Below are 13,143 nucleotides of genomic sequence, written 5' to 3' on the forward strand. Positions count from 1 at the left end.
TTGCTCCCGCTGGGCTGCGCAGCGGCCCCAAATTTTCAGGGCCGCTTCGCGCCCCAGCGGGAGCAAGCTCCCTCGCCACAATGAATCTCCTCCACTACAGATAGGGTCAGGCCGAATGCCGCACCATGTCCACATGCGGAATCCCGGCTTCGAGGAATTCCTCGCTGACCAGGCTGAAGCCCAAGCGTTCGTAAAACGCCGTGGCCTGCACCTGTGCACTCAGCATCTGCTGCTTCAGCCCGCGCTTCTCGGCTTCACCGATCACCGCGTGCATCAGCGCGTCGCCGACCTTCAGGCCGCGCCAGTCCTTGAGCACCGAAACCCGGCCCACATGCCCATCGGGCAGCAGGCGGGCGGTGCCAATCGGAAAGTCGCCTTCGAAGGCCAGGAAATGCACCGCTGTCGCGTCATCAGCATCCCATTCCAGCTCAGGCGGAACGGACTGCTCGGCGATGAACACCGTCTCACGAATGCGCCGGATCTCGGCGTTGTCCTTTTGCCAGTCTGCGACACGTACGTGAATTTTATTCATCAGCAAACCCCAGGCTACCTTGCTTGATCAGCTCGCACAGGAGGCCGCGACCGTCTTCGTCGCTCAACCACTCGCCGAGATTGTCGATGTGCAGTGCGTCGGCCGCGCAAATCATCTTCAACAGCTCGCGCAGTTTACCTGGCAGGTAACGGCTCTGGCCGCTGGCGAACAGCAGCAGGTCGTCATCGACTTCGGACCAGGCCAGGCGCGCGCTCGGGTTGCGAATCAGAATCGCGCCCTGTTCGAGGCTGGAGAGCAGGTCGTCTTCTTCGATGTCCTGCGGGCCCACCACCAGTTCCGGGTAACGAGGTTCGGTCATGTACTGGCCGAACCAGGTCAGCAGCAGGCGCTCGTCGCTCATGTGTTCGGCCAGCAGGCCTTTCAAGCGATCCAGGGCGTCGTGCTGGATTTGGTGCGGGTCGGCTGCCGGCAGGGCGTCGGCATCGGTGTAGCGCTCTTCGTCCGGCAGGAACTGGCTGAGGAAGTCGGTGAAGTGGGTCAGCACTTCAGCGGCGCTCGGCGCACGGAAACCGACGGAGTAGGTCAGGCAGTCATCGACGGCTACACCGCAGTGAGCCAGGCGCGGCGGCAGGTAGAGCATGTCGCCCGGTTCCAGGACCCACTCATCGGTGGCTTCGAAATCAGCCAGGATGCGCAGGTCTGCGTGTTGCAGCAGCGGGCTCTCGGCGTCGCACATCTGGCCGATTTTCCAGTTGCGCTTGCCGTGACCCTGCAGCAGGAACACGTCGTAGTTATCGAAGTGCGGACCCACGCTGCCACCCGGGGCGGCATAGCTGATCATCACGTCGTCGATGCGCCAGCTCGGCAGGAAGCGGAAGTTTTCCAGCAGTTCGCTGACTTCCGGTACGAATTGGTCGACGGCCTGCACCAGCAGGGTCCATTCGGTTTCCGGCAGCTTGCTGAATTCGTCTTCGGCGAATGGGCCGCGGCGCAATTCCCAAGGGCGCTCGCCGTTCTCGATGATCAGGCGCGATTCAACTTCTTCTTCCAGCGCCAGGCCGGCCAGTTCGTCGGCGTCGATCGGGCTTTCGAAATCAGGAATTGCCTGGCGGATCAGCAGCGGTTTTTTCTGCCAGTAGTCGCGCAGGAATTCGCGCGCCGTGATGCCGCCCAGAAGTTGAAGAGGAATGTCAGGATTCATGTGTAACCTATTGAAAAAAAGCACTTTTCAGACGGGAATAAAAACGCCCGGCGCTGCCGGGCGTCTCAAACGGGTAAAACGGTCGATCAGATGCGCTTGGCTTGCTCTACAGCGTTGCCGATGTAGTTCGCCGGGGTGAGCAGTTTCAACTCGGCCTTGGCGGCGGCAGGCATGTCCAGGCCGTCGATGAAAGTTTGCAGTGCTTCAGGGCTGATGCCCTTGCCGCGCGTCAATTCTTTCAGCTTCTCGTACGGGTTTTCGATGTTGTAGCGACGCATCACAGTCTGGATCGGCTCGGCCAGCACTTCCCAGCACGCGTCCAGGTCGGCAGCGATTTTCTGCGCGTTCAGCTCAAGCTTGCTGATGCCCTTGAGGCTGGCTTCGTACGCGATCACGCTGTGGGCGAAGCCGACACCGAGGTTGCGCAGTACGGTGGAGTCCGTCAGGTCACGCTGCCAGCGGGAGATTGGCAGTTTGCTCGCCAGATGCTGGAACAGTGCGTTGGCGATACCCAGGTTGCCTTCGGAGTTTTCGAAGTCGATCGGGTTGACCTTGTGCGGCATGGTCGACGAACCGATTTCGCCAGCGATGGTGCGCTGCTTGAAATAACCCAGGGAAATGTAGCCCCAGATGTCGCGGTCGAAGTCGATCAGAATGGTGTTGAAGCGTGCGATCGCGTCGAACAGCTCGGCAATGTAGTCGTGCGGTTCGATCTGCGTGGTGTACGGGTTGAAGCCCAGGCCCAGCTCGTCTTCGATGAAGGCGCGGGCGTTTTCTTCCCAGTCGATTTCCGGGTAGGCCGACAGGTGAGCGTTGTAGTTGCCGACAGCGCCGTTGATCTTGCCCAGCAGCGGCACGGCAGCGACTTGAGCGATCTGCCGCTCCAGACGGTAAACCACGTTTGCCAGTTCTTTGCCCAGGGTGGTCGGCGAGGCCGGTTGACCGTGGGTGCGCGACAGCATCGGCACGTCGGCGAAACGGATCGCCAGTTCGCGGATGGCTTCGGCGGTCTGACGCATCAGTGGCAGCATCACGTCATCACGGCCTTCGCGCAGCATCAGGGCGTGGGACAGGTTGTTGATGTCCTCACTGGTGCAGGCAAAGTGGATGAATTCACTGACAGCGGCCAGTTCCGGCAGCTTGGCCGCTTGCTCTTTGAGCAGGTATTCGATGGCCTTGACGTCGTGGTTGGTGGTGCGCTCGATCTCTTTGACGCGCTCGGCGTGCTCCAGAGAGAAGTTTTCCGCCAGGGTGTTCAATACAGCGTTGGCTTCGGCGGAGAACGCCGGCACTTCGCTGATGGCAGGGTGAGCGGCCAGGCGCTGGAGCCAGCGCACTTCAACCAGGACGCGAGCACGGATCAGGCCGTATTCGCTGAAAATTGGGCGCAGGGCCTGGGTTTTGCCGGCGTAGCGGCCGTCAACAGGGGAAACCGCAGTGAGCGAAGAAAGCTGCATGGGGTGTTCTCGGACAGTCGGGCAACGAAATGGGGCGCGTATCATACATGAAAAAATCCGCCGGTCCGTTGCCAACTGACCGGCGTACTACGCGTTACAGACTAAAAACGGTGTTGCTGGCGCGGTTCAGCTGCTGCGCATCAGCGGGTAAAGCTCTTTCAGCAATTTGCGACGGCTGACCACCAGCTGCCAGCGATGGCCGCCCAGTTGTCGCCACAAGCGCGCCGAACGAATCCCGGCCAGCAACAGGGCGCGGATCTTCGAGGCGTTGCTCGGTTGTTGCAGATTGCGCATGTCGCCATGCACCTGAATCCGTTGGCGCAGGGTGCTCAGGGTGTCCTGATACAGCGCTCCACAGGCGGCAATCACGTTTTCGTGCGCCGGGCCGAAATGTTCGACCTGGGACTGGATTTGCGGCAGGCGCTTACCGATCACGTCCAGCATGTCGCCGCGCTTGGCCAGTTGACGCTCCAGGCCCAGCATGGCCAAGGCGTAGCGCAACGGTTCGCGCTGCAGGGCGCTCGGGTCGCGCTCCAGGGCGCCCACCAAGGCGCGGTAGCCTTCGTGCAAGTTGATGTCGTCGCCGCCGTACACTTCCAGTGTGTCCTTGGGATCGCGAATCAGCAGGCTGCCGAGCATGCAGGTCAGGCCGGCTTCGCTGGTCTGGCCGGTCTTGGCAATCTTGTCGACAAGCACGGCGGCGAGAAACACGCCGCCCAGCGCCGTCAGTTGCTCCTGAGTGGGGCTCATTGGGCCTGGCCTTTGCCGATGTTCGTGCTGGTCCAGGGTTCCGCGACTTCGATCACGCCGCCGCCGAGGCAGATTTCGCCGTCGTAGAACACCACGGACTGGCCTGGCGTGACCGCGCGCTGCGGGTCATCGAAGGTCGCGCGGTAGCCGGTGGCGGTTTTTTCCAGGGTGCAGGGCTGATCGCCCTGGCGATAGCGGACTTTGGCAGTCAGCTTGCGCGGTTCGCTCAGGTCGATCGGGTTGACCCAATAGATGTCCGAGGCGAGCAGGGCGCGGGAGAACAGGTACGGGTGCTCATTGCCCTGGCCAACGATCAGCTCGTTGTGTTCCAGGTCCTTGATCAGCACGTACCACGGCTCGTCACTGGCATCCTTCAGGCCGCCGATGCCCAGGCCCTGACGCTGGCCAATGGTGTGGTACATCAGGCCATGGTGGCGGCCGATGACTTCGCCTTCGGTGGTCTTGATTTCGCCTGGCTGGGCGGGCAGGTATTGCTTGAGGAAGTCGCTGAAGCGGCGTTCGCCGATAAAGCAGATTCCGGTGGAGTCTTTTTTCTTCGCGGTCGCCAGTTCGTATTTCTCGGCAATCGCACGAACCTGCGGCTTTTCCAACTCGCCGACCGGGAACAGGGTCTTGGCGATCTGTTCGCCGCCAACGGCGTGCAGGAAGTAGCTCTGGTCCTTGTTCGGGTCCAGGCCCTTGAGCAGTTCGGTGCGGCCATCGATGTCGCGGCGACGCACGTAGTGACCGGTGGCGATCAGGTCGGCACCGAGCATCATGGCGTAGTCGAGGAACGCCTTGAACTTGATCTCGCGGTTACAGAGGATGTCCGGGTTCGGCGTACGACCGGCCTTGTATTCGGCCAGGAAGTGCTCGAACACGTTGTCCCAGTACTCGGCGGCGAAGTTGGCGGTGTGCAGCTTGATGCCAATCTTGTCGCACACGGCCTGGGCGTCTGCCAGGTCATCCATGGCGGTGCAGTATTCCGTTCCATCGTCTTCTTCCCAGTTCTTCATGAACAGGCCTTCCACCTCATAACCCTGCTCGATCAGCAGGAGAGCGGAAACGGAAGAGTCCACGCCGCCGGACATGCCGACAATGACGCGCTTCTTTTGTGTGTCAGAAGGGGCTGGATCACGCATAGGGATTCAATGAGTGTCTTGAAAAAGGACGCGATTCTAGCAGGCCGGAGCCCACAAGGCTAAAGAGAAGGGCGGATCAGTTCGAGACTGAAGTGTTTGCCGTCCAGGTAATCATCGATGCAGCGGATGATCAGCTCACTGCGCCAGTTTGCGCGCTGAGCGACCAGTTCGTCACGCGTCAGCCACTTTGCGCCGACGATGCCATCGTCCAGTTGATAGTCCGGATGGTGTTTCAGCGGTTTTGCGGTAAAGCAGACCCGTTGGTACGTCACGCCGTTGCTCGGGGCGGTGTAGAGGTAAATGCCTACGACGCCGGTCGGTTCAACGTCCCAGCCGGTTTCTTCGAGGGTTTCGCGCACGGCGGCTTCGGTCAGGGTTTCGTTCGGGTCGAGGTGGCCGGCGGGTTGGTTGAGTACCGTCCGTCCGTGCTTGGTTTCTTCGACCATCAGAAAGCGGCCATTGTCTTCGACGATGGTGGCGACGGTGATGTGGGGTTTCCAGTCCATAAAACGTCCTCAAATTCTTAATATTGAAACACGGTCCAATGTAGGAGTGAGCCTGCTCGCGATAGCGGTACACCATTCAACACTTGTGGTGACTGACATTGCGCCATCGCGAGCAGGCTCACTCCTACAGGTGGTGTTAAGCCTGAAAACAGAAACCCCGGCACGGGGCCGGGGCTTCTTTGCATCCTTACAACCTTAAACCAGCGCAGCAATCGCCGCGTTGAAAGTATTGCTCGGGCGCATGGCCTTGCTGATCAGCTCGGCATTGGCGTGGTAGTAACCGCCGATGTCCACTGGCTTGCCCTGAACGGCGTTGAGCTCGGCAACGATGGTTGCCTCGTTCTCGGTTAAGGTCTTGGCCAGGGTCGCGAACTGTGCTTGCAGTGCAGCGTCTTCGGTCTGGGCAGCCAGGGCTTGTGCCCAGTACAGCGCCAGGTAGAAGTGGCTGCCGCGGTTGTCGATGTTGCCGACTTTGCGCGATGGCGACTTGTTGTTGTCCAGGAACTGGCCGGTGGCCTGATCCAGGGTCTTGGCCAGAACCAGAGCTTTAGGGTTGTTGTACGTCACACCCAGGTGCTCGAGGGAAGCGGCCAGGGCCAGGAACTCGCCCAGGGAATCCCAGCGCAGGAAGTTCTCTTCCAGCAGCTGCTGAACGTGCTTCGGTGCCGAACCGCCGGCGCCGGTTTCGAACAGACCGCCGCCATTCATCAGCGGAACGATCGACAGCATCTTGGCGCTGGTGCCCAGTTCCATGATCGGGAACAGGTCAGTCAGGTAGTCGCGCAATACGTTGCCGGTCACCGAGATGGTGTCCTTGCCTTCGCGGGTGCGGCCCAGGGTGAAGGCCATCGCGTCGACTGGCGACATGATGCGGATGTCCAGGCCCGACGTGTCGTGATCCTTCAGGTAAGCCTGAACTTTCTCGATCACTACGCCGTCGTGGGCGCGCATTGGGTCCAGCCAGAAAATCGCTGGGGTGCTGCTGGCGCGAGCACGGTTGACGGCCAGTTTGACCCAATCCTGGATCGGCGCGTCTTTGGTCTGGCACATGCGGAAGATGTCGCCGGCTTCAACCGACTGTTCCAGCAACATGGCGCCTTTGCTGTCGGTCACGCGGACAACACCGTTGGTCTTGATCTGGAAAGTCTTGTCGTGCGAGCCGTACTCTTCGGCCTTTTTCGCCATCAGGCCAACGTTTGGCACGCTGCCCATGGTGGTCGGATCGAAGGCGCCGTTGACCTTGCAGTCTTCAATCACTGCCTGGTAGATGGTGGCGTAGCAGCGATCCGGGATCACAGCCTTGGTGTCGTGCAGCTGGCCGTCGGTGCCCCACATTTTGCCGGAGTCACGGATCATGGCCGGCATCGAGGCGTCGACGATGACGTCGCTCGGCACGTGCAGGTTGGTGATGCCCTTGTCGGAGTTGACCATGGCCAACGACGGACGCACGGCGTAGACCGCCTGGATGTCCGCTTCGATCTGCGCTTGCTGCTCGGCCGGCAGGGCCTTGATGCGAGCGTACAGGTCGCCGATGCCGTTGTTCAGGTTGAAGCCGATCTGTGCCAGCACGTCAGCGTGCTTGGCCAGTGCGTCTTTATAGAACTCGGCAACGATCTGGCCGAACATGATCGGGTCGGAAACCTTCATCATGGTGGCTTTCAGGTGAACCGACAGCAGCACGCCCTTGGCTTTGGCGTCTTCGATCTCGGCAGCGATGAAGCTGCGCAGAGCGTTTTTGCTCATGACCGCGCAATCAAGGATCTCACCGGCTTGCACAGTGGTCTTTTCTTTCAGGACGGTGGTGGTGCCGTCTTGAGCGATCAGTTCGATTTTGACGGCGTCAGCAGCGTCGATCAGGGCAGCTTTTTCGCTGCCGTAGAAATCGCCGGTGCTCATGTGAGCGACGTGAGACTTGGAGTCTTTGGCCCAGGCGCCCATTTTATGCGGGTGCTTGCGTGCGTAGTTCTTCACCGACAGCGGTGCGCGGCGATCGGAGTTGCCTTCGCGCAGAACCGGGTTTACCGCGCTGCCCTTGATCTTGTCGTAACGCGACTTGGCGAGCTTGTCGGCGTCGCTGGTCACGGTTTCAGGGTAGTCAGGCACTGCGAAGCCCTGGGCTTGCAGCTCGGTGATCGCGGCTTGCAGTTGCGGAACCGAAGCGCTGATGTTCGGCAACTTGATGATGTTGGCTTCAGGCGTAACGGCCAGGTCGCCCAGTTCGGCGAGGTGGTCGGCTACGGCTTTGTCACCCAATTGCTCGGGGAAGCTGGCCAGAATGCGCCCTGCAAGAGAAATATCGCGGGTTTCAACGGCGATATCAGCCGAGGCGGTGAAGGCCTCTACGATAGGCAACAGTGAATAGGTGGCGAGGGCGGGAGCTTCGTCGGTGAAGGTATAGATGATCTTCGAGCGGGTGGGCATATTCGGATTAACTCTCTCTTCTATGCTAAAGCGTGCGCAGAAACTCGAGGGGCGCCGGGTAAGCGCGTTCGTTCAAAGTCATCCATGAGCCGAATGTCGAGATTGTGCGCGGTGATGTTGGGTGCATCAGTCGAGCGGCAAGCGGTTGGATTGCGATAACAATCCTGCTTTTCAGGCCAGAATTCTCGGCTACTTATTCAGTGGCAGGAGAGGTCGGCCGTCGTGACTCTGTGGTCAGCGGGCGGCATTATACATAGGTAGCTGGCAATCTGCCGATGGTTCATACACGACGATCGTCGTCCATTGGTCTAAAGGTCGCAGGGGAGGGTGAGGCGTAGAGTCATTTGCCGTGCTTGAGTTTGGCGCTTTTCCCTTTGCTTTCAGGCTTGTAGCTCGCGAACTGTGCAGCTTTGCGGCAGATGGGCAGAACAGAGGGTTTGCGTGCCGATTTAACTGGGGTACGCTCGGTCGAAGCCAGATGTTCAATCCAAACAATGGAGTTCAGCATGGGATACAAGAAGATTCAGGTTCCAGCCGTCGGCGAAAAAATCACCGTCAACGCGGACCATTCTCTCAATGTTCCTAACAACCCGATCATTCCCTTCATCGAAGGCGATGGTATTGGTGTTGATATCAGCCCGGTCATGATCAAGGTTGTCGATGCTGCTGTTAAGAAGGCTTACGGCGGCGAGCGCAAAATTTCCTGGATGGAAGTCTACGCCGGGGAGAAAGCGACTCAGGTTTACGATCAGGACACCTGGCTGCCTCAGGAAACCCTGGACGCAGTCAAGGATTACGTGGTTTCCATCAAGGGCCCGTTGACCACGCCGGTGGGCGGTGGCATCCGTTCCCTGAACGTGGCGCTGCGTCAACAGCTCGACCTTTATGTGTGCCTGCGTCCGGTGCGCTGGTTTGAAGGTGTGCCAAGCCCGGTCAAGAAGCCCGGCGACGTCGACATGACCATCTTCCGTGAGAACTCGGAAGACATCTACGCCGGCATCGAGTGGAAGGCCGGTTCGCCGGAAGCGACCAAGGTCATCAAGTTCCTCAAAGAAGAAATGGGCGTCACCAAGATCCGTTTCGACGAAAATTGCGGCATCGGCGTCAAGCCGGTCTCCCTGCAGGGCACCAAGCGTCTGGCGCGCAAGGCATTGCAGTATGTGGTCGATAATGATCGCGATTCGCTGACCATCGTGCACAAAGGCAACATCATGAAGTTCACCGAAGGTGCCTTCAAGGAATGGGCCTACGAAGTGGCCGCTGAAGAATTCGGCGCAACCCTGCTCGACGGCGGTCCATGGATGCAGTTCAAGAACCCGAAAACCGGGAAGAACGTCATCGTCAAGGATGCCATCGCCGACGCCATGCTCCAGCAGATCCTGCTGCGCCCGGCCGAATACGATGTGATCGCCACCCTGAACCTGAACGGCGACTACCTCTCCGACGCCCTGGCGGCGGAAGTGGGCGGTATCGGTATCGCGCCGGGTGCCAACCTGTCCGACACCATCGCCATGTTCGAAGCGACCCACGGTACCGCGCCGAAGTACGCCGGCAAGGACCAGGTCAACCCGGGCTCGCTGATCCTGTCCGCAGAGATGATGCTGCGCCATCTGGGCTGGACCGAAGCGGCCGACCTGATCATCAAGGGCACCAACGGCGCGATTTCCGCGAAGACCGTGACCTATGACTTCGAACGTCTGATGGACGGTGCGAAGCTGGTATCGTCCTCCGGGTTCGGTGATGCACTGATTTCGCACATGTAAGCGACTTGTCATAAAAAAAACCGCCTTCGGGCGGTTTTTTCATGACTGGATGACGGGTGGCGTCAGTTTGGTACGGTGTCCTGCTGGGTGGCGGGAGTGGTGTGCGCGTTTTCAACGGTCGCAGCCGTGATCTTCACCGCGTGCAGGCCTTTGGGGCCCTGAACGATTTCGAAATTGACGACCTGTCCAGCCTTGAGGGTTTTGTAGCCCTCCATGTCAATGGCGGAGTAGTGGGCAAAAAAATCGATTTCCTTGCCGTCCTCGTCACGACCTTCTCTGGCGTCGGTGTTAATGAAACCGAACCCTTTTGCATTGTTGAACCACTTCACCTTACCGACTGCCATGCTCATATCCCTCTGCAACAGACTCCATCACTGGAGTATCATCCAGTACATCCGCAGTCGATCTTGCAAATAAGATTGACTCCGCGGACCTTTTTTACCCACTGTGGGCTCTATTGGTTGTAACACCGTTTTGCCGATAGTCAAGGTGACCCGGCAGTCGGAGTTGAAAACGTTCATAACCGTCCCCACTACTGTATTCGCACAACTGACGAACCTTTCTTTCCATGCATGCAATCAGCCAGATTCGACTAACATTCAATCAGGATCGCCCGACTCTCCAGAAAGATCATCCGGAGGAGCATGACGACGATTCCGCAGGCATTGCTGTTCAGGAGGCGAAGCCTGCTTTACAGGCACCGCCGATGTACAAGGTGGTTTTGTTCAATGATGACTACACACCGATGGATTTCGTCGTCGAAGTGCTCGAGGTGTTTTTTAACCTGAATCGCGAGCTGGCGACCAAGGTCATGCTGGCCGTCCACACAGAAGGACGGGCAGTATGTGGAGTGTTTACCCGCGACATCGCCGAGACCAAGGCCATGCAGGTCAACCAGTACGCCAGGGAAAGCCAGCATCCGCTACTCTGTGAAATCGAGAAGGACGGTTAATCGCCGGACACTTGGGTATGAGGTGAAGCTATGTTAAACCGCGAGCTCGAAGTCACCCTCAATCTTGCCTTCAAGGAGGCTCGTTCGAAACGTCATGAATTCATGACCGTAGAACATCTCCTGCTGGCCTTATTGGACAATGAGGCTGCCGCCACCGTTTTGCGTGCCTGCGGCGCCAACCTCGACAAACTCAAGCATGATCTGCAGGAGTTCATCGACTCCACCACGCCGCTGATCCCCGTTCATGACGAGGATCGCGAGACCCAACCTACCCTGGGCTTCCAGCGTGTCCTGCAGCGTGCTGTGTTCCACGTACAGAGCTCGGGTAAACGCGAAGTGACCGGCGCCAACGTGCTGGTTGCGATCTTCAGTGAGCAAGAGAGTCAGGCAGTGTTCCTGCTGAAACAGCAGAGCGTTGCGCGCATCGATGTCGTCAACTACATCGCCCACGGCATTTCCAAAGTGCCGGGGCATGGCGATCACTCTGAAGGTGAGCAAGATATGCAGGACGACGAGGGCGGTGAGTCTTCTTCTTCAGGCAATCCTCTGGATGCTTATGCCAGCAACCTCAACGAACTCGCGCGCCAGGGTCGAATCGATCCGTTGGTAGGTCGTGAGCTCGAAGTCGAGCGTGTCGCGCAGATCCTGGCGCGCCGTCGCAAAAACAATCCGCTGCTGGTGGGCGAGGCGGGCGTGGGTAAAACCGCGATTGCCGAAGGCCTGGCCAAACGTATCGTCGACAACCAAGTGCCGGACCTGCTGGCCAACAGCGTGGTGTATTCCCTCGATCTGGGTGCCTTGCTGGCCGGGACCAAATACCGCGGCGATTTCGAGAAGCGCTTCAAGGCGTTGCTCAATGAGCTGAAGAAACGTCCGCAGGCGATCCTGTTCATCGACGAGATCCACACCATTATCGGTGCGGGTGCCGCGTCCGGTGGCGTCATGGACGCCTCGAACCTGCTCAAGCCATTGCTGTCCTCGGGTGATATCCGTTGCATCGGCTCGACCACGTTCCAGGAATTCCGCGGGATCTTCGAGAAGGACCGTGCCTTGGCCCGGCGCTTCCAGAAGGTCGATGTGTCGGAGCCTTCGGTGGAAGACACCATCGGTATCCTGCGCGGCCTGAAAGGTCGTTTCGAAGCGCACCACAACATCGAATACAGCGATGAAGCGTTGCGTGCGGCGGCTGAACTGGCCTCGCGCTACATCAATGACCGGCACATGCCGGACAAGGCCATCGACGTGATCGACGAGGCGGGTGCCTACCAGCGCCTGCAGCCGGTCGAGAAACGCGTAAAACGCATCGAAGTGCCTCAGGTCGAGGACATCGTCGCGAAAATCGCGCGGATTCCGCCTAAGCACGTCACCAGCTCCGACAAAGAGTTGCTGCGTAACCTTGAGCGTGACCTGAAGCTGACGGTGTTTGGTCAGGACGCGGCGATCGACTCGCTGTCGACGGCGATCAAACTGTCCCGTGCCGGCCTCAAGTCGCCTGACAAGCCTGTCGGTTCGTTCCTGTTCGCAGGGCCTACCGGTGTCGGTAAAACCGAAGCGGCGCGTCAGTTGGCCAAGGCGCTGGGCATCGAACTGGTTCGTTTCGACATGTCCGAGTACATGGAGCGCCACACCGTATCGCGTCTGATCGGTGCACCTCCAGGCTATGTCGGGTTCGATCAGGGCGGTCTGCTGACCGAAGCCATCACCAAGCAGCCTCACTGCGTGCTGTTGCTCGATGAGATCGAGAAGGCGCATCCGGAAGTCTTCAACCTGCTGTTGCAGGTCATGGACCACGGTACGCTGACCGATAACAACGGGCGCAAGGCGGACTTCCGTAACGTGATCGTCATCATGACGACCAACGCCGGTGCCGAAACGGCAGCACGTGCTTCGATTGGTTTCACCCATCAGGACCACTCGTCCGATGCGATGGAAGTGATCAAGAAGAGCTTCACGCCAGAGTTCCGCAACCGTCTGGACACCATTATCCAGTTTGGTCGCCTCAGTCATGAGGTTATCAAAAGCGTGGTGGACAAGTTCCTTACCGAGCTTCAGGCGCAGCTGGAAGACAAGCGCGTGCAGCTGGAAGTGACCGATGCCGCGCGCAGTTGGCTGGCGGCGGGTGGTTACGACTCGGCAATGGGGGCTCGTCCGATGGCGCGTCTGATCCAGGACAAGATCAAGCGTCCGCTGGCGGAAGAGATCCTGTTCGGCGAACTGGCGGACCATGGTGGTGTGGTTCACATCGACCTGAAGGATGGCGAGCTGACCTTCGAGTTCGAAACCACGGCGGAAATGGCCTGACGATTGTTTGTTGCGGTAAAGAGAAAGGCGCCTTCGGGCGCCTTTTTTCTTTGGGGGGCTTATCCGTTTCTTCGGTTGCGGCGGATATTGGTTTCGCCGTTACGGCGACGCACTTTTCCAAGAGTCGGAGTGCCGGCCCAGCAAAAAGTAAGCAAAA

Annotated in this window: 11 protein-coding genes; 3 read left to right on the forward strand and 8 right to left on the reverse strand. The window is 59.2% G+C overall.

Annotation, left to right across the window (positions count from 1 at the left end; translation table 11 throughout):
* Positions 1 to 106: 106 nt before the first annotated feature.
* The 7 genes from EJA72_RS08690 to EJA72_RS08720 all read right to left on the reverse strand — a co-directional run bounded on the left by EJA72_RS08690 (position 107) and on the right by EJA72_RS08720 (position 7,970).
* Positions 107 to 532, reverse strand: a complete 426-nt coding sequence (locus EJA72_RS08690) for a GNAT family N-acetyltransferase (protein WP_033057062.1) — start codon at positions 530 to 532, stop codon at positions 107 to 109.
* Positions 525 to 1,694 (reverse strand): cupin domain-containing protein, encoded by a 1,170-nt coding sequence (locus tag EJA72_RS08695; RefSeq protein WP_157711083.1) that lies wholly within the window; start codon positions 1,692 to 1,694, stop codon positions 525 to 527. The genes EJA72_RS08690 and EJA72_RS08695 overlap by 8 nt, the downstream gene beginning before the upstream one ends.
* Before the next feature lie 86 nt (positions 1,695 to 1,780).
* A complete protein-coding gene (purB, locus tag EJA72_RS08700; RefSeq protein WP_017339599.1) occupies positions 1,781 to 3,151 on the reverse strand; it encodes an adenylosuccinate lyase in 1,371 nt (456 codons plus the stop codon).
* 126 nt (positions 3,152 to 3,277) lie between these two features.
* Positions 3,278 to 3,901 carry a high frequency lysogenization protein HflD gene (hflD, locus tag EJA72_RS08705; protein WP_157711084.1) on the reverse strand — a complete coding sequence of 208 codons (624 nt, stop codon included), beginning with the start codon at positions 3,899 to 3,901 and terminating at the stop codon, positions 3,278 to 3,280.
* Entirely contained in the window at positions 3,898 to 5,043 is a 1,146-nt protein-coding gene (gene mnmA, locus EJA72_RS08710; protein WP_157711085.1) for a tRNA 2-thiouridine(34) synthase MnmA, read from the reverse strand. Before mnmA ends, hflD begins: the two co-directional genes overlap by 4 nt.
* 59 nt (positions 5,044 to 5,102) lie before the next feature.
* Positions 5,103 to 5,549 carry an NUDIX hydrolase gene (locus EJA72_RS08715; RefSeq protein ID WP_157711086.1) on the reverse strand — a complete coding sequence of 149 codons (447 nt, stop codon included), beginning with the start codon at positions 5,547 to 5,549 and terminating at the stop codon, positions 5,103 to 5,105.
* Between the two features lie 195 nt (positions 5,550 to 5,744).
* Entirely contained in the window at positions 5,745 to 7,970 is a 2,226-nt protein-coding gene (locus EJA72_RS08720; RefSeq protein WP_157711087.1) for an NADP-dependent isocitrate dehydrogenase, read from the reverse strand.
* A 506-nt stretch (positions 7,971 to 8,476) separates the two neighbouring features.
* Between EJA72_RS08720 and icd the strand changes: the two genes are divergently transcribed.
* Positions 8,477 to 9,733: an NADP-dependent isocitrate dehydrogenase gene (gene icd / locus EJA72_RS08725; RefSeq protein WP_157711088.1), complete on the forward strand. Its 1,257-nt coding sequence runs from the start codon at positions 8,477 to 8,479 to the stop codon at positions 9,731 to 9,733.
* Between the two features lie 62 nt (positions 9,734 to 9,795).
* On the opposite strand, the gene EJA72_RS08730 is transcribed toward icd, so the two are convergent.
* On the reverse strand, positions 9,796 to 10,077 hold the full coding sequence (locus EJA72_RS08730; protein WP_157711089.1) for a cold shock domain-containing protein: 282 nt from the start codon (positions 10,075 to 10,077) through the stop codon (positions 9,796 to 9,798).
* A gap of 224 nt (positions 10,078 to 10,301) precedes the next feature.
* On the opposite strand from EJA72_RS08730, the gene clpS reads away from it, so the two are divergent.
* Complete coding sequence (gene clpS, locus EJA72_RS08735; protein WP_034146919.1) at positions 10,302 to 10,685, forward strand: ATP-dependent Clp protease adapter ClpS; 384 nt, start codon at positions 10,302 to 10,304, stop codon at positions 10,683 to 10,685.
* Positions 10,686 to 10,715: 30 nt separating this feature from the next.
* On the forward strand, positions 10,716 to 12,986 hold the full coding sequence (clpA, locus tag EJA72_RS08740) for an ATP-dependent Clp protease ATP-binding subunit ClpA (protein WP_157711090.1): 2,271 nt from the start codon (positions 10,716 to 10,718) through the stop codon (positions 12,984 to 12,986).
* Positions 12,987 to 13,143 lie beyond the last annotated feature (157 nt).

It is taken from the genome of Pseudomonas sp. PB120, assembly GCF_009761815.1.
GTDB lineage: Bacteria > Pseudomonadota > Gammaproteobacteria > Pseudomonadales > Pseudomonadaceae > Aquipseudomonas.